The 16456-nt window shown below is 33.2% G+C and carries 16 protein-coding genes; 7 read left to right on the forward strand and 9 right to left on the reverse strand.

The window, feature by feature from the left end:
• Nucleotides 1–5: 5 nt before the first annotated feature.
• The 6 genes from hypB to QGM60_RS08555 are packed head-to-tail and all read left to right on the forward strand — an operon-like array spanning nucleotide 6 to nucleotide 6530.
• Nucleotides 6–707, forward strand: a complete 702-nt coding sequence (gene hypB, locus QGM60_RS08530; RefSeq protein ID WP_281139817.1) for a hydrogenase nickel incorporation protein HypB — start codon at nucleotides 6–8, stop codon at nucleotides 705–707.
• Nucleotides 708–720: 13 nt separating this feature from the next.
• Nucleotides 721–2979, forward strand: coding sequence for a carbamoyltransferase HypF (gene hypF / locus QGM60_RS08535; RefSeq protein WP_281139818.1), 2259 nt, complete (start codon nucleotides 721–723; stop codon nucleotides 2977–2979).
• 4 nt (nucleotides 2980–2983) lie between these two features.
• Nucleotides 2984–3265, forward strand: coding sequence for a HypC/HybG/HupF family hydrogenase formation chaperone (locus tag QGM60_RS08540; protein WP_281139819.1), 282 nt, complete (start codon nucleotides 2984–2986; stop codon nucleotides 3263–3265).
• Entirely contained in the window at nucleotides 3262–4356 is a 1095-nt protein-coding gene (gene hypD / locus QGM60_RS08545) for a hydrogenase formation protein HypD (RefSeq protein WP_281139820.1), read from the forward strand. Before QGM60_RS08540 ends, hypD begins: the two co-directional genes overlap by 4 nt.
• A 20-nt stretch (nucleotides 4357–4376) precedes the next feature.
• A complete protein-coding gene (hypE, locus tag QGM60_RS08550) occupies nucleotides 4377–5438 on the forward strand; it encodes a hydrogenase expression/formation protein HypE (protein ID WP_281139821.1) in 1062 nt (353 codons plus the stop codon).
• Nucleotides 5439–5441: 3 nt separating this feature from the next.
• Nucleotides 5442–6530 carry a hypothetical protein gene (locus QGM60_RS08555; protein ID WP_281139822.1) on the forward strand — a complete coding sequence of 363 codons (1089 nt, stop codon included), beginning with the start codon at nucleotides 5442–5444 and terminating at the stop codon, nucleotides 6528–6530.
• Here the strand turns inward: QGM60_RS08555 and QGM60_RS08560 are convergent.
• The 9 genes from QGM60_RS08560 to mnmE form a co-directional block, all read right to left on the reverse strand.
• Nucleotides 6525–7292 (reverse strand): sulfite exporter TauE/SafE family protein, encoded by a 768-nt coding sequence (locus tag QGM60_RS08560; protein WP_281139823.1) that lies wholly within the window; start codon nucleotides 7290–7292, stop codon nucleotides 6525–6527. The genes QGM60_RS08555 and QGM60_RS08560 overlap by 6 nt on opposite strands.
• 335 nt (nucleotides 7293–7627) lie before the next feature.
• On the reverse strand, nucleotides 7628–9385 hold the full coding sequence (locus QGM60_RS08565) for a DUF3987 domain-containing protein (RefSeq protein ID WP_281139824.1): 1758 nt from the start codon (nucleotides 9383–9385) through the stop codon (nucleotides 7628–7630).
• Nucleotides 9386–9467: 82 nt separating this feature from the next.
• Nucleotides 9468–10376 (reverse strand): BT4734/BF3469 family protein, encoded by a 909-nt coding sequence (locus tag QGM60_RS08570; RefSeq protein WP_281139825.1) that lies wholly within the window; start codon nucleotides 10374–10376, stop codon nucleotides 9468–9470.
• Nucleotides 10363–10659, reverse strand: a complete 297-nt coding sequence (locus QGM60_RS08575) for a helix-turn-helix domain-containing protein (RefSeq protein ID WP_281139826.1) — start codon at nucleotides 10657–10659, stop codon at nucleotides 10363–10365. The genes QGM60_RS08570 and QGM60_RS08575 overlap by 14 nt, the downstream gene beginning before the upstream one ends.
• A complete protein-coding gene (locus QGM60_RS08580) occupies nucleotides 10656–10955 on the reverse strand; it encodes a helix-turn-helix domain-containing protein (protein WP_281139827.1) in 300 nt (99 codons plus the stop codon). The genes QGM60_RS08575 and QGM60_RS08580 overlap by 4 nt, the downstream gene beginning before the upstream one ends.
• A 160-nt stretch (nucleotides 10956–11115) precedes the next feature.
• Nucleotides 11116–12063, reverse strand: coding sequence for a DUF6617 family protein (locus tag QGM60_RS08585; RefSeq protein ID WP_281139828.1), 948 nt, complete (start codon nucleotides 12061–12063; stop codon nucleotides 11116–11118).
• A complete protein-coding gene (locus QGM60_RS08590; RefSeq protein ID WP_281139829.1) occupies nucleotides 12063–13157 on the reverse strand; it encodes a site-specific integrase in 1095 nt (364 codons plus the stop codon). Before QGM60_RS08590 ends, QGM60_RS08585 begins: the two co-directional genes overlap by 1 nt.
• A gap of 6 nt (nucleotides 13158–13163) precedes the next feature.
• Nucleotides 13164–13583, reverse strand: coding sequence for a helix-turn-helix domain-containing protein (locus tag QGM60_RS08595; protein ID WP_281139830.1), 420 nt, complete (start codon nucleotides 13581–13583; stop codon nucleotides 13164–13166).
• Between the two features lie 163 nt (nucleotides 13584–13746).
• Nucleotides 13747–15132, reverse strand: coding sequence for a tRNA uridine-5-carboxymethylaminomethyl(34) synthesis GTPase MnmE (gene mnmE, locus QGM60_RS08600; RefSeq protein ID WP_281139831.1), 1386 nt, complete (start codon nucleotides 15130–15132; stop codon nucleotides 13747–13749).
• Nucleotides 15133–15297: 165 nt separating this feature from the next.
• Here mnmE and QGM60_RS08605 point away from each other — a divergent pair, with 165 nt between their 5' ends.
• Nucleotides 15298–16455: a TlpA disulfide reductase family protein gene (locus QGM60_RS08605; protein ID WP_281139832.1), complete on the forward strand. Its 1158-nt coding sequence runs from the start codon at nucleotides 15298–15300 to the stop codon at nucleotides 16453–16455.
• The last annotated feature ends 1 nt before the right edge of the window (nucleotide 16456 follow it).

Below are 16456 nucleotides of genomic sequence, written 5' to 3' on the forward strand. Positions count from 1 at the left end.
AAATAATGAGCATAGAAAAATCAACAAAAGCAGCTCGCGGAACAGTACAGTGCGAGAACACCAATATCAATTTGCTTAAAGCAAATGATTTTGTAGCAGATATCATTAAAAAAGAAATGGCAAAAACCAAAACGCTGTTAGTTAATATTACCTCTTCCGCTGGTAGTGGAAAAACGACATTGATGCAAAAAACAGCCGAAAAGCTAAAAGACAAATTCACTATGGCTGTTATGGTGGGCGATTTGGAAACTGAACGTGACGCTGATCGTATTCGTGAAACAGGAATTTTTGCTTTACAAATTGTAACTGGAGGCATTTGTCATTTAGAAGCTCAAATGGTGCATCAGGTATTGGACAGGTTCGATTTAGAAAATATCGATTTACTGTTTATTGAAAATGTGGGTAATTTAGTTTGTCCGGCATCTTTTGATTTAGGCGAAGACTATCGCGTTACCTTAATGGCAACTACTGAAGGAGACGATAAGCCAAAAAAATACCCGCGTATGTTTCTAACGAGCGATATGATGTTGGTTTCCAAAGCCGATTTATTACCCTATTTACCATTTTCAGTAGAAGCAGTAACCAAAGATGCACGAGAAGTCAATCACGAGTTAGAGGTCATACAAATTTCATCTTTAACAGAAGAAGGTATTGATGCTTGGTGCAATTGGTTGATTGAAAAAGTAAAACAAAAGCAACAGGCATAATGTGCGTAATTTGGTGAGTAAAACATTTAAAATACAAATTAAAGGGCGAGTTCAAGGAGTAGGTTTTCGCCCTTTTGTTTTTAATCTAGCCAAAGAACATCAGCTTAACGGGTCTGTTTCAAATAATGAAGAAGGGGTCATTATTTATTGCAATACTTCCGAAGAGAAAGCAACACAATTTTTAGAACAGATTCTACTAAATAAACCAGAAATTGCTGTAATTACAGCGCATAGTACAGACGAAGTTCCACTAATAAAGTTTGATGATTTTTCAATTGTTATCACAAAAACAAGTGCGCAAATCAATCTACCCTTAACACCAGATTTTGCTATCTGCGAAAACTGTAAAGCAGAAATTTCAGATTCAGGAAACAGGCGTTATAACTATGCATTTACCACTTGTGTGCATTGTGGCCCACGCTATGCCATAACCCAAAAATTCCCTTTTGAAAGAGCACACACCTCATTAACTGAATTTGATATGTGTTCCACTTGTCTTGAAGAATATACCAATCCAACAAACAGACGTTTTCATTCTCAAACCAATTCTTGTAAGTCGTGCGGTATTCAATTACAATTAGTAACCAATTTGGGAGAAACCATTGCTATCAATCAATTAGAATGTATTGAAAAATCTGCTAAACGTTTAATCGAAGGAAATATACTCGCCATAAAGAACACAAATGGTTATGTATTATGTTGCGATGCCTCAAACCCTGAAGCCATTAAAAAATTACGAAAACGAAAAAAAAGACCTAATAAGCCTTTTGCGGTGCTCTACCCTTCTATGGAGTCTATAAAAAAAGATTTTAATGTTTCTAATTATGAAGCAAATGCCTTAAAATCCAGAGTAGCACCTATTGTTATTCTTCAAAACACCAAACACACTCGAATTTCTGTCGATACCATTGCCCCCAAATTCCGTCAAACAGGTGTTATGCTTCCATCTTCGGCATTATTGGAGTTAATCATTAAAAAATTAGGAATCCCTATTGTTGCCACAAGTGGAAATATCCACGGCTCACCTATTATTTCTAACGATAATGATGCACATAAGCAGTTAAATGAAGTTGCCGATTATTTTCTGCATCATAATCTTGACATCCAGTTTCCTCAAGACGATTCAGTAGTAACCTTTGCAGAAAGTAGTCAACTTATTTTAAGGCGTTCAAGAGGATTGGCTCCAAATTATATTAACACTACAATCAACTCTAAAAAGCCCATTTTAGCAATGGGAGGCCATTTAAAAAGCACTTTCACGTTTGTTCCAAACGCACAAACGTATGTGAGTCAGTACTTTGGAAATTTAGATAATTATGAGGTTTTAAAACGTTATCAAGCTACCATAGAAGACTATGTTGCATTGTTTGAAACAAAGCCTAAAACCATTTTAATTGATAAACATACACAGTATCAAAGTAGCATTTTGGGCAAGGAATTAGCTTTAGAATGGAATGCTGATATTCAAGAAATACAACATCATAAGGCCCATTTTGCAAGTGTTTTAGGCGAAAACAACTTATTTGCTTCCGAAGAAAAAATACTGGGCATTGTTTGGGATGGTACAGGTTTAGGTGATGATAACCATATTTGGGGAGGTGAATTTTTCACTTATCAAGGCAATAAGATAGAGCGTTTAACGCATTTTGAATACTACGATTGGTTAGCCAATGATAAAATGGCAAAAGAACCACGTTTAGCCCTGTTTAGCCTTTTAGATTCTGAACATAGAAGTTTTATAAAAGATAAGTTTTCTGAAACCGAGTGGAATATTTATTCAAGTATGATAAAAACGAACACTCTTAAAACATCATCAGTAGGTAGATTGTTTGATGCGGTAGCTTCAGCGTTGGATTTAGTTGACCTAAATACGTTTGAAGCAGAAGCTGCTATGCAACTTGAAACCTGTGCAAAAAGCTATTCCAAAAGTTATTATATTGATTTTTTGTATAAAAAGAATTATGGCAAAATCCCATCGAATCATATTGTTCAATCAATTGTAAAAGCCTATAATGAAGGATTTTGTAAAGAGCGGTTGGCATATAGTTTTATATACACATTGGCAAAATGTATATTAAATGTTGCTAAAACCAATGAAATCAAAACCGTTGCTTGCAGTGGAGGTGTATTTCAAAATTCACTATTGGTTTTTATGCTCAATCAAATGACAAAAAAAGAAAATATTAATTTAAAATTAAATTGTAAATTGTCTGCTAACGATGAGAATATCTCTTTTGGGCAATTAATGTATCATCAACATATAAAAAATTAGAACAATGTGTTTAGCAATTCCTGGAAAAATAAAAAGTATAGAATTACAACATAATGGTTTGGTCCGAATGGCAAAAGTTTCCTTTGGTGGTATTACAAAAGAAGCCAGTTTAGAAATGTTGCCAGATGCAAAAATCGATGATTATGTGTTGGTACACGTAGGTGTGGCCATTAGTAAAGTTAATGAGGAAGAAGCAAAAAAAACCTTCAAATATTTAGAAGAAATTGGAGAATTAGGAGAACTTGAAGATGTAGAAGATTATCTTCCTGAAAAAGATGAACAATGAAATATTTAAGCGAATACAGAGACCCTGAATTAGCAAAGCAGTATCTCGAAGAAATAAAGAAAACCGTAACACAACCTTGGTCTATAATGGAAGTTTGTGGCGGACAAACCCATAGTTTAGTAAAAAACGGAATCATAGATATGTTACCAAAAGAGGTCACAATGATTCACGGACCAGGTTGTCCTGTATGTGTAACACCTCTCAATTTAATTGATAAAGCCATTCATTTAGCATTAAACGAAAATGTTATTCTTTGTTCTTTTGGCGATATGCTACGTGTCCCAGGTTCTAAAATAAACCTTTTGGAAGCCAAGGCAAAAGGTGGAGATATCCGTATTCTATACTCGCCATTAGAAGCAGTAAAAATTGCAGAAGACAATCCAGATAAAGAAGTTGTGTTTTTTGCCGTTGGGTTTGAAACAACAGCGCCTGCCAATGCCTTATCGGTTATTCACGCGCATAGAAAAGGCTTGAAAAACTACGCTATTCTCGCATCACACGTACTAGTGCCACCTGCCATTAAAGCAGTCATAGATGACGAGGAAAGTAAAATAGATGGTTTTTTGGCAGCTGGTCACGTATGTACCATTATGGGAAATTCTGAATATCATCCATTGTCAGAACATTATAAAGTGCCTATTGTGGTAACAGGTTTCGAACCTTTGGATGTGCTACAAGGTATCTTAATGGTAATTAGACAGTTAGAAGCTAATAAGGCCAAAGTTGAGAACCAATATTCAAGAATTGTTAGAGAAGAAGGAAATACGGAAGCACAAAAAATGATTTTTAAAGTTTTTGAAATTAAAAACCAAATGTGGCGTGGTATAGGAGAAATTCCAGAAAGTGGATATGCCGTTAGAAAAGAGTATGCTGCCTTTGATGCCAATAAAAAGTTTAGTATAACCATTGAGGAAGCACCGGAACACCCAGATTGTATTTCGGGTCAAATTATGAAAGGGATAAAAAAGCCTTTCGAATGTGCCCAGTTTGGAAAAAAATGCAAACCTTCGTTCCCTCTTGGAGCACCGATGGTAAGTAGCGAAGGAGCTTGTGCCGCCTACTACCATTTTTCAGGTTTAATAGAAGCTTAATACATCTTAAATAATTATCAATGTCGGATTCAAAAAAAATACGAATGCAATTGCAATGCCCAATGCCAAAGTTAGATTTTGATGTAATTACATTGGGTCACGGCAGTGGAGGTTCTTTAACCAATAAATTATTAGATAGTGGTGTTTTTGACCTATTAAGCAATGATGTTTTAGATAAAAGACATGATGGTGCTTTTTTAGAATTGAATGGAAAAATGGCATTCTCAACAGACAGCTTTTTAGTATCCCCTATTTTTTTTCCTGGAGGTAATATTGGTGAATTGGCTGTTAATGGTACTGTTAATGATATAGCTATGTGTGGAGCAATACCAAAGTATCTATCATTAAGTTTTATTCTTGAAGAAGGTTTAAAAATGACTGAATTTTGGGAAATTTTAGTTGCTATTAAACAAGCTTGTGAAAAAGCTAATGTAAAAGTTGTTACGGGAGATACTAAAGTTGTAGAAAAAGGTAAAGGTGATAAAGTGTTTATTAATACATCTGGAATAGGTGCTATTCATCCTAACGCAAACATTAGTAAAGAGAATATTAAAATAGGTGATAAGATAATTGTTAGTGGCAATATTGCAACTCATGGTATGGCTATCATGTCAGTTCGTGAAGGCTTGGAATTTGATTCAACTATTGAAAGCGATACCACTAATCTTAATCACACTATCATTCACCTCATCGAAAAGTTCGGAAAAGACGTTCACCTTTTAACAGATCCAACACGTGGAGGTGTAGCTACGGTATTAAAAGAAATTGCATTATCGACAAATATTGGAATAGACATTTTCCAAAAGGATTTGCCTATAGATGATCACGTGGCCAGTGCCTGCGAGCTATTAGGTTTAGACCCACTTTATGTTGCCAATGAAGGGCTATTTATAGCATTTGTAGATGCTTCTATTGAAGATGATTTTCTTCAAACACTTCAAAAAGATGAAAACGGAAAAAATGCGAAAGTCATTGGAACTGTTGTTGAAGCACATCCAAAACAAGTCATTTTAGAAAGTGCCATTGGTGGAAAACGTGTGGTTAGTATGTTACCTGGCGAGCAATTGCCCAGAATTTGTTAATCTATGGATTATTCTACTTTAGGTAATAAAGTTGCTAAAGCATACACATTTAAAGGCTCAAAGCATAAACCCTTTTTAGCACCAAGAGGTGTGTTTGTAGCTAATAATATGCTGTTTGTTTCTGACACAGGACAAAATAGAGTGTTTATTTGGAATACGATTCCAACAACAGAATTTGCCGAACCCGATGTGATTTTAGGTCAGGAACTTATTAAAGATTCTGGTAGAAATTCCAATGCTTCAGTGAGTTCAAAAACATTGCATTACCCTTCTGGTTTATGGAGTAATGGTGAAAAATTAATAGTTGCTGATGCTTGGAATCATCGTGCATTAATTTGGCACACTTTACCAACAAAAAATGCGCAACCCGCAGATGTTGTTTTGGGGCAACCTAACTTTGAAACCAATCAACCTAATGTAGAAGGACAAGCAGCTAATCCCAAAGCCAACACATTAAATTGGCCTTACGGTGTGTTTTCGGATGGAAAAAGTCTTTGGATTGCTGATACTGGAAACAGGCGAGTTTTGTTTTTTAATGACATTCCAACAGTAAATTTTGCGGCGGCTAATAAAGTTATTGGTAAGCCCAATTTTAATACAAGAGATTATGAAAACAACGACCCTATTTGGCCGTATTCAATTAAAATAAGTGAAAATGGGGTTTTGGCCATTGCAGATACCCAATTTTACAGGATTTTAGTTTGGAACGATAAAAATAATGCTTTTAGTAAGCCAGCAAATATCATTATTGGACAGGATAATTTTGATGCTTGTGGGCAAAATCAATTTAGATTATCTCCCGAAGCAAATACACTAAATTGGACTTACGATGCTTGTTTCTATAAGGATGGTATTTTGGTGAATGATACTGGAAACAGTCGCGTATTAGGCTTTGATAGTATTCCTAAATCTAATAACGCATCAGCCGATTGGCTTATTGGTCGCCCAGATTTTCAAACCAGTAGTGAATACAAAGGCAATTTAACAGGAACACAAAGTGCTATTTATTGGCCTTTTTCCATAACTACGCAAAACAATCAATTATTTATTGCGGATACTGGAAATCACAGAATAATAATTTGTAATTTATAAACTTAAATACAACCAATATATTCCAATTACAATAGCAAACAATCCACCTGCGAACCGAATACCCTTAAAAAAGCTATCATTATGTTGATGCTTTGAATACGATGTTAACTTTCCAAGAATTAAAGCATAAGCAGACATTGCTAAAACCGTTCCGATAGCAAAGCCTAAAATGTATTGAAAGCCTTCAGAATTATCTTCAAAACCCAATACAGGCAGCAATAGTAAAAAATGTGAAACGCCAGCCAATCCGTGTAAAAAACCTATTCCCAAAGAAGATAATATATTTTGCTTTACAATTTTATCATGAGTATGCCCATGACCTTCATTATGATTGTGTACATGTTCGTGTATGTGAGCATAGGTTTCTTTTTCTCTATGCACATGTGGATGTAGGTGCTTCTTTTTCTTATTAAAAATGCGATAAAAGGCCCAGAGCCCTACACCAATTAACACTAAAGCCACCAATTGTTCACTATAAGCAGAAATAGCATCAACTGGAATAACATCTTTAAATAATAGAAATAACACACCTATAAGCAACATACCCAGTAAATGCCCAAGTCCCCAAAATAAGCCTATTTTCCATGCTCTTCTTTTAGTTTCAATCACCAATGGCGTAACGGCTGCCAAGTGGTCTGGCCCAGAAATAACATGAAGCATTGAAGCAAGAATTCCAGCAATGATTGGAATAGTTATGTTATGTTGAGAAATATCATGCACCAAAAATGCAAAAGTTTCTATAATAATTGGAATTTTTATCATTAAAAAATTTTTATAAGTTAAATTAATGAATAATTATTTGTATAAAATCATTAAAATAAGTTTTTTTTATATATTACATAAAACAATTGCCACTCATCAAATCTTTCTTTAAAAGCAACATCCATATTGCTATTTCCTTAATAGTAAATTATATTATTTTAGTGAATGAGTGGATATATTCTCTTAATTCTAAAGTAATAACATTAATTAGACTATTAGAATTTAACCAATATAATATATATAAACAGTTGTTAACAGCATTTCGACTGTGCTCAATGTGACATTTAAGGAAGTTTAGGATTTAAGGAAAAATCTACTTTAAATCCTTTGTTTCCTCAATTTCCCTGTTGTGATTTTGAGGGATTTGTATAGGTATTATGGGCTTCTCTATGTAATAAACCTGCTTCAACAAACTTGGTAATATACCCTTCTGCCGTTTTATGCGGAATATTTTGTTTGGTTGCTAATTCCAAATAGTCTTGTCTATTAAACTGTTTTGGTAAGCTCTCTAAAAATCTTTCTTTACGATTTAGACGTTTTACAGCTTTTTGTTCTATTGGTAAATCATTAAACACTTTACTACTATGCTTTACTAAAATTGAAATGATTGCTAATGCATTTTGAAAATCAATATCCTCACATTCTTTAATAGTATTTACATCACCATCCTCCATAATGCGAAATGCTGTAAATAACATCATTAATCTAAAAGCAATTAAGCCTAAACGCCTAATTGTTGCAATGTATTCTTCGGGTTGTAGATTGATATATTTGGTTTGTAAGGATTCAAAAAATCTATTGAATTGTTGCTGTTGCGTTTCGGATAAACGTATTTCAATCTCTGGGTTATTCTTTAGTGTTTTATATAAGCCCAAAAATTCATCTCCAAGTTGGTTATAATAATCATCTAAACTTACATTGTTGTTATTTTGAAATACATTTTTCCAAGTGGGTTTTATATTCATATAATAGAACATAAAGCGACTGAACAATCCATTTTCTGCATTAGGTACTAATGTTGCCACCTGTTTTGGTGTACCAGATAATACCGTTGATAAACACGGTTTTTCAATATCTACATATTCTCTATCTGTTCTACGGTAATAGCTTATTGTTTCGTGATGAAATGCTTTACGAAAACCATCGCTATAGTTACCGTAATCGCTTTTAAAGGCTTGCGCTAATGTATCTCCTTCGGTTTCAAAAATTAATCCTTTACCCTCATTATCTGATATTAGTTGATATACTCCTGTTACACTATTATTGGCAGGGATAAACAACATCCTTTCAGGTGGTTTACTAGGTTTTTCTAAATTTTCATCCTTACCCTTATTCATATTATACGTTGCCATTTCTGTATTAAATTGTTGTTTTAATACTTTAGCTTGCTCTCGTTTTGATTTATGAACAGGGTCTACCAAATTTTTAATTTGGTTGAGTCTGCCTTTACCTGCAGAAGCAGGTGCGGTTACAAATAGGTATAGATTACTAAATACTTTGCGTTGGTCGTAGATACCAAAGAGTTTCGGAAAACAAGCACTAAATGCTGTTAATGCTCCTAATAATAAAATGTCCTTTTCTTCTTGACTGCTTGCAGGATTTACAACTTGTTGTAAAAACTGCGGTAGTGTTTCAAATACCTTTTTAGGTATTGTTGGCATAGATTGTTCTGGTGCATCAACAACCGTTGCAACACTTGTTGCAACATCGTTGTTGTTTTGTTGCTTTAATGGTTTTATACCTGCTTGATGCGTATAATGGTAAAATGTTGCAATAGTAATTCCATCCCCTTTGGCATTAAGGCATTTGTTAAACTGTTCGTCACATTCTTTTGAATCATAGCCTATAAAGTTTTTGCTTATTCGGTGGAAATAGTCTCTTCCTGTTTCACCATATTCTTCAGCTAAAGCAAATCCTAAATCTCTCCAAGTGGCATAATTTCCTGTTATGTCTATCCCTGATTGCTCAATTGCTGAAACGTAGGTTTCAATGTCATTATCAGCAACAACATTAGTTGTTGCGTTGTTGCTTATTGGTTGCGGTTGTTCTTCTAGAACTTCCAACCATTCTTTTGGATTAAATATTTTGGTCATATGTATTTAATATTTTATTAAAAAGGTCATATGCAATTCGCCTTCAAGTTTCTCAAAACTGAAAAACTTTTAGAAGCTCATTTCATAATGCTTGGTGTCTTTTATGTAAAAAGGTTGTTGGGTCGTATGGTAAAAAACACGCTCTGGAAACGTCTTTACCTGACTGGTCAACCACTATGTTATAAGTATACTTAATGTAATTGGCTACAGCCGTGAAATACTCTGAATGTGTTACTTCTGAAACATCTATTCTGATAATCCATTTTAGGCCATCACCAGATGGTGATGTAAATAGCATTTCGGTTTCAAAATATTCATCGTTTAGTAATTGTGCTTTTAACTCTTGAAGATTATCCAAATGGTCGAAATCAATAGTTAATAGATTGGAATGCTGTAATAAATTGTTATCGTTTCGCTTTTCAAACGTTCCTGAAAAAGTGACGTAATCAAAGCGATTCGCTTTGAATTTACGTGCTTCTTTCACATCGGTTATTGCTCTTAAATCTTCAGTGATCTTTTTGTATTTATCACTTGTGATTAATGCAAATACTTGATGTAATCGCATAGTTTCCGTAGGAAACACATTGCGAACTGGGGCTTTGAAAAAGCTACAATACCCATACCAGGTATAGTCTGGATTATTCAACCAATCTAATTCGTTTTTTTCCTTGACTTCTAAATTGAGATGCAACTCTTGGTTAATCTTGAGTAACAATTCTTCTTCATCGGTTATTCTGAAATGGTATTGTGCAAAATCGAATACATCACCGTTAAAGGTCTTTAGCTCTGTGTCTTTATGTGTTGCTATTACACCATCAATATGAATCCGTAAGGTTTCTTTACCACCATTAAAAGGGTTTCGGGTTATCCCGCAGTCCCTTCCTTTTACAAAAAGGACTGTTGTATCAGGATAATATTGTCTTAATACATAGGCATAAATTTTTATGCCGTAATGTGTTTTGTTTAAAATTGCCTCTCTACTTATTTCCATCTCTTTTAAAATTATGGTTGTAGTAGTTGTCTTGAAGCAATTGCTCTATATCAGACACCTTGTAATAAAACTTACCCTTTACTTTGCTATAAGGCACTGTTCCGTTATCTCTCAAGGTTTGTAAAGTTCGTTTGCTGATATGTAAGGTCTGCAATACGTCCTGATTGTCTATCCACGCATCTTTTAATACTTCTGCTCTCGTATGTCGTAACAACTCGATACGTGCTTTAATGTCCTTTATTTCTTGAGAGAGCGTCAACAGTAAATCGATTATTTCAGTCATAACTTCACCGCACCTTTCTTAATTAAGTAATCGGCAGCTTGCTGTTCGATTTCGTCTTGTGAGTCCATACGGTTACGAAGTAACCAATGGTCTAATTCTTCCCTTTGGAAATAAATCTTTTTACCATTCGGTTTATAGTGTGGAATGGCTCCCGTACTTGTGAGTTTGTATAAATGGGATTGTGATAATTCCAAAAACTTACACGCTTCGTTGAAGCTCAATACGTTTTTTACAATAATGTTTCTGTCTAAAACGTGCTGTTCAATAATTTTGAGACGTTCTAATATTTCGTCCATAACTAATAAAATTTTAGTTTATAGTAAATGGACATCTGGCCAAATGTCATTCTTGGTTTTCAAGAACAGGACAAAGGTTGAAAATGTAGATTTTTAAAAAATGAAGATTTTTAGGTAGTATTGAGATTACATTGAGAAATCTCAATGTTCTCAATGTTTTTTATTGCATTTGTTTGAAAATATTATCAATAGTTTCTTTTTCTTTAAAAGTATATTGCTTGCTTGAAGATAAATTTTGAGCAGTTAACTCAAAATCATTTTTAGTATAAAACTTATTAGACCTTTCAATTACGGATAACTTTAAATTTTTAAATTGAGGTTTTAGTTTATCAAAGATGTATCTTATTGCAGTTGTATTAGCTTCAAAATAAATATTAAAATTTAAAGAAGTAAAATCATCTGTTGTTAGAATCTCTAACAGCTGTTTTGTAGTCGTTCTATTTTCTAATAAATCTATTTTAATTTGAAGCTGTTCAAGTACTTTTAAAAGATTTGATTTATCTTTTCCTTTAAACGTAAATGAGGTTTTCGGTTTGCTTTTATGTTTTGATGTTGTTTTGGTAGCCACTTTTTTAGTGGTGCTCTTTTCTATTAGGCTAATATCAAAAGTTTCATTATTGAAGTATTTTTCTGCAATTTCTGAAATAGAGAATTTTGTGTTTTCGGAAAATTGTCCGTATTGCTCTTGTAGTTCAGCATACAACCTTATAGCAGACACTTTTAAGTAGTTTATGATATAATTGTCATCATTGTTGAAATCTGCTGTTATTACTCTTTTATTGATATAAGCTGCAATGTCATTTAAGTACTTATCAAATTTATTAAGTAGAATGGTATAGCTGTATTTATTTTCCGGTGTAGTTGCATTTACGGGAAATTCTTTTGAAAATGATGCTACTGTATTTTCTGTTTCAATAAAGATTAGCTTTTGGTAGTATTCTTTTTTCGCATTTAAAGGCTTTTTAAAGTTTACTTTAAAAACTGCATTATTGGCTTTTGGATTCAATTTAAAATCAGACAGTAGGTATTTAAAATCCTTTTTTTGTCTATTATCTCTATGTAAGCCATTGGTTATAGAAACCAAACTTGAAAATACACTTCCTTTCATTATAAATCCAGTTGAATACGGTTAGCAGCTTCTTTCTTTTTATCGTCAATTACTTTAGCATATATCTGTGTAGTGCGTAATTCTTTATGACCTAATAATTTTGATACTGTATATATGTCTGTACCCAATGTTAATTGTAAGGTAGCGTAGGTATGGCGCGCGCAATGGAAGGTTATATTTTTAGTAATACCTGCTTTCATCATCCATTGTTGTAGCTTTAAGTTAGACCAGGCACTATAATGTAAGCCATCAAACACTTTATCATCTGGATTACCTTTTTCTCCTAATAGATTTCTTGCTTGGTCTGATATTGGTAAGGTTTCAACACCTTTAGTTTTCTTTTGTCTAAAGCGTATGTAATAACCCATTTCTTTAGAGTGTTGGATTTCTGACCACAACAATTTTTCAATATCTGACCAACGTAATCCGGTAAGGGCTGAAAATATAAAAGCATTTTTTAATAATGGTAATTCGCATTCTGTGTTAACTGCTTTTTGTAATTCATCAAGCGTTAAAAATTCTCGTTGAGGTTCTCCTTGTTTGAAATAATCTACACCATTAGCAGGATTGACTTTTAAAATACCATCCTTTACCGCTTGCTTTAAAGCTGCACAAAACTTACCATAGTATGAATATTTAGAGTTTTGAGACAGTTTTTTACCTGCTCTTGCCATAGCATCCTTATCTAAATACTCTTTGAAACGCTCTACAAATGATTTATCCAAATCTTGAAAACTAACATCTGTAGGACAAAAGGTTTTCAAATGTTTTAGCATACTGTTCCAATTCCCATAGTTGCCAGAGCTTGTATTTTTCTTTTCTGCTAAAGCCGTAACATAAGCAATAAAGCTTCCTTTTAATTTCTCAATATCCTGAAAGCCATAAATACCATTTTGTATTTCTATTTGACGTTGTGCGCAAATGGTTTCTGCTAATTGCTTGGTTTTCTTGTTAACCTCTCTTTCGGTTTTAGTTTTAGGATTAGGTGTAAGGTATAATCGCAAATACTCGGTTTTGCGTTTTCCTTTATGATAGTAATCTAAATACAGACTTATTTTATCATTCTTTTTGCGTTGTCTTAATGTTACTTTCATAGGATGCTAATTAAAGAGGTTTTCTATTTGCCATCTGGCTACAATACGTTTTCTTCCAAAAGGGACTGCTTTTAAACGCCCTTGTTTAATCATTCTTTGAATGGTCCATCTACTAACACCAATCAATTGTGAGGCTTCAGTAACGCTTAAAAAATCTTTATTATTTACCGTGTTGAGGTTTGGAACTTGGACAGCTTCTTTTTGCTGCTGCATATCGTTTGAAAGAGTAGCTTGTATTTTCTCTTTACGCTTACGTGCCTTATAAGCTTTTTTAGCGCAAGTATCACCACAGTATTTAGTTACTGTTGTGCGTGCTGTAAAAGCATTACCGCAATGCTTACAGGTTTTTGGGATGTATAAATTACTGCTCATAAATGGTGCTTTATGTAGCGTTATGGTGCAACGTGGGGCAATATGGTGCATCATTTCGCCAATCTTTTAGCCAACAGATTTGGGCAACAAATCCGTATTTAAGGCAACAGATATACAACAAATTTAGTTAAAAAAGAGCAAAAAAGCAACAAAAAAGAGAAGATAAAAACTTGTAAAGTCAATAAAATCAATACATTAACAAATAAAAGAAAGCAAGTTATTTCCCGATACAGAAATTTGCAAAAATGTTTCCAAGTAGATCATCGTTAGTAATCTCACCAGTAATTTCACCAAAATGATACAAGGCTTGTCTTATATCGATGGCTAATAAATCGCCCGAAAGACCTGTTTCTAGACCATATTTTACTTTTTGAATCTCTTCAAAAGCCTTTAAAAGAGCATCATAATGTCGTGTATTGGTGACTATAGTTTCATTATTTCGTAAAGCACCAGTATTTATAAGATTTAATAATGAATTTGTTAATTGCTCAACACCAAATCCTGTTTTAGCAGAAAGTAGTAAAACATCTGCAATAGTTGTATTAATATTCGCCAATTGAATATCATCCAATCGGTCTATTTTGTTAGCAATGACCAACAAAGGTTTTTGCGGATATTTATTTCTAATCTTTTCAATCTCTATTCTTACGTCTTCAAGAGTGTTTATAGCTTTACTAGCATCAAAGAGATAAATCGTAACTTGGGATTGCTCTATTTTTTCAAAGGTCTTTTTTATACCAATACTTTCCACCACATCCTTAGTCTCTCTTATACCTGCAGTATCAATAAATCGAAAACCGATGCCTCCAATGGAAATTTCGTCTTCAATAGTATCTCTTGTAGTACCAGCAATTTCAGAAACTATAGCACGCTCTTCATTTAACAGCGCATTGAGAAGTGTAGATTTACCAACATTTGGCTCACCTACAATAGCTACAGGAATTCCATTCTTAATAACGTTACCAACAGCAAAAGAATCTATTAAACGCTTTAATACAAAAGTGATGCGCTCTATTAATTCTTTAAATTGAGTTCTGTCTGCAAACTCAACATCTTCTTCAGCAAAGTCTAATTCTAACTCTATTAGAGACGCAAAATTTAAAAGCTCTGCTCTTAACTTGGCTATCTCAGAAGAAAAACCTCCACGCATTTGTTGCATAGCAATTTGGTGTGAAGCTTCATTATCACTACTTATTAAATCTGCAACTGCCTCTGCTTGACTCAAGTCTAGTTTCCCATTCAAAAAAGCGCGGAGCGTAAATTCACCTGCTGTTGCCATTCTACAACCTTTACGTAAAAACAATTGGATAATTTCTTGTTGAATATAATTAGAACCGTGGCATGAAATTTCTATAACATCCTCTCCCGTATACGAATTTGGGTTTTTAAATACCGATACCAAAACCTCATCTATCGTTTTTTCTTCATCAACAATATGTCCTAAATGAATAGTGTGCGTTTTTTGTTGAGATAATTTTTTACCTACAACAGATTTAAATTGTTTATCTGCGATAACAATAGCTTCAGTGCCAGACAACCTAATGATTGAAATGGCTCCTGCACCAGATGGTGTTGCTAATGCTACTATGGTATCGTTGTTCATTTTCTTTCTTTTACTACAAAAGTATTGTAAATTACTTTTAACCTCATTAATAGCAACAATGAAATTTAACATCAAACTAAATTAGAAATCTAACATATTCTTAATTTCAGTATTTATCTTTGTTAAATCTTATTTTCAATATGATAAGTAAAATACTTTTAATTTATGAGAATACTATTTTTATTATTGATTTTAAATCTGCTATTTACGTCCTGTAAGGAGAAAGAAAAACAGATTCCACAATACAACATAATTGGTAAGGCTGAAAATATTTACAACGGTACAAGAGTATATTTAAAAGCCAATGACGAACAAGGAAAACAAATAATGATAGACTCTGCTATTGTTATGAATGAAATTTTTAAAATGAATGGTAGTGTTGACACACCTGTAGCTAACTCATTAATCGTTGATGGCTATAACGGACAATTAATTTTTATGCTTGAAAATAGTGATATTTCCATAGAAATAAATACTGAAAACATAAACCAGTCCTATATTAATGGGTCTAAATCCAATACTGTTTTTGTAAAATTCAGAGATAGCATCAATGAACTAAATGCAAATATTAAAAATATTGAAAATGCATACAGGAAAGCTAAAGAACTACAGGAAACTAAAAAAGCTGACTCAATTTTTAGAATTTTAGAATTTCGCAGTAAAGAGATACATCAATTTCCATTAAATTTTATAGCAAATAATAGTAATAGCTTCTTTAGTTTAAATTTAATTGACCTAGAATCTAACAAAGAGACTTCTGATATTGAGTCATATTATAATATATATAACACTTTATCTGACAGCATAAAAAATTCATCAAAAGGTATCGAGGTTCATAAGAAAATCACTCATTTGTATTCGCGCTACAAAAGACTGGCTCCTTTAGAAATAGGTAAAACTGCTCCTAATTTTGAGGCCATAAAATCAGATGGAAATGTCTTTAATATTACAGAAACCAAAGGAAAAATAACTGTTTTGAATTTTTGGGCATCATGGTGTAAACCCTGCCGAAAAGATAATATTGAACTTTTAAAAATGTATAAAAACTTTCAAAACGAAGGATTTGAAATCGTTAGTATTTCTCTAGATGGCAAAGAATCACAGTCTAATCCAAAAGAGGACTGGTTATCAGCTATAAACACAGACAACTTACCATGGATTCATGTTTCTAATCTAAAATATTATAATGATCCTATAGCTTTACTTTATAACATCAGGTCTATTCCAACAAATTATCTTTTAGATAGAGATGGTAAAATAATCGACAAGAATATAAGAGGTGAAGCTTTAAATAAAAAAGTGATAGAGTCACTTAATCAATAAC

It is taken from the genome of Winogradskyella sp. SYSU M77433 (assembly GCF_029911945.1).
Lineage (GTDB): Bacteria > Bacteroidota > Bacteroidia > Flavobacteriales > Flavobacteriaceae > Winogradskyella.

Coding starts and splice junctions, on each gene's coding strand:
- QGM60_RS08590 (WP_281139829.1), bottom strand. CDS start 13,157: ATGAAAGTAACATTAAGACAACGCAAAAAGAATGATAAAATAAGTCTG.
- mnmE (WP_281139831.1), bottom strand. CDS start 15,132: ATGAACAACGATACCATAGTAGCATTAGCAACACCATCTGGTGCAGGA.
- QGM60_RS08605 (WP_281139832.1), top strand. CDS start 15,298: ATGAGAATACTATTTTTATTATTGATTTTAAATCTGCTATTTACGTCC.
- QGM60_RS08580 (WP_281139827.1), bottom strand. CDS start 10,955: ATGGACGAAATATTAGAACGTCTCAAAATTATTGAACAGCACGTTTTA.
- QGM60_RS08560 (WP_281139823.1), bottom strand. CDS start 7,292: ATGATAAAAATTCCAATTATTATAGAAACTTTTGCATTTTTGGTGCAT.
- QGM60_RS08585 (WP_281139828.1), bottom strand. CDS start 12,063: ATGAAAGGAAGTGTATTTTCAAGTTTGGTTTCTATAACCAATGGCTTA.
- hypD (WP_281139820.1), top strand. CDS start 3,262: ATGAAATATTTAAGCGAATACAGAGACCCTGAATTAGCAAAGCAGTAT.
- QGM60_RS08540 (WP_281139819.1), top strand. CDS start 2,984: ATGTGTTTAGCAATTCCTGGAAAAATAAAAAGTATAGAATTACAACAT.
- QGM60_RS08555 (WP_281139822.1), top strand. CDS start 5,442: ATGGATTATTCTACTTTAGGTAATAAAGTTGCTAAAGCATACACATTT.
- hypB (WP_281139817.1), top strand. CDS start 6: ATGAGCATAGAAAAATCAACAAAAGCAGCTCGCGGAACAGTACAGTGC.
- QGM60_RS08570 (WP_281139825.1), bottom strand. CDS start 10,376: ATGGAAATAAGTAGAGAGGCAATTTTAAACAAAACACATTACGGCATA.
- QGM60_RS08575 (WP_281139826.1), bottom strand. CDS start 10,659: ATGACTGAAATAATCGATTTACTGTTGACGCTCTCTCAAGAAATAAAG.
- QGM60_RS08595 (WP_281139830.1), bottom strand. CDS start 13,583: ATGATGCACCATATTGCCCCACGTTGCACCATAACGCTACATAAAGCA.
- QGM60_RS08565 (WP_281139824.1), bottom strand. CDS start 9,385: ATGACCAAAATATTTAATCCAAAAGAATGGTTGGAAGTTCTAGAAGAA.
- hypE (WP_281139821.1), top strand. CDS start 4,377: ATGTCGGATTCAAAAAAAATACGAATGCAATTGCAATGCCCAATGCCA.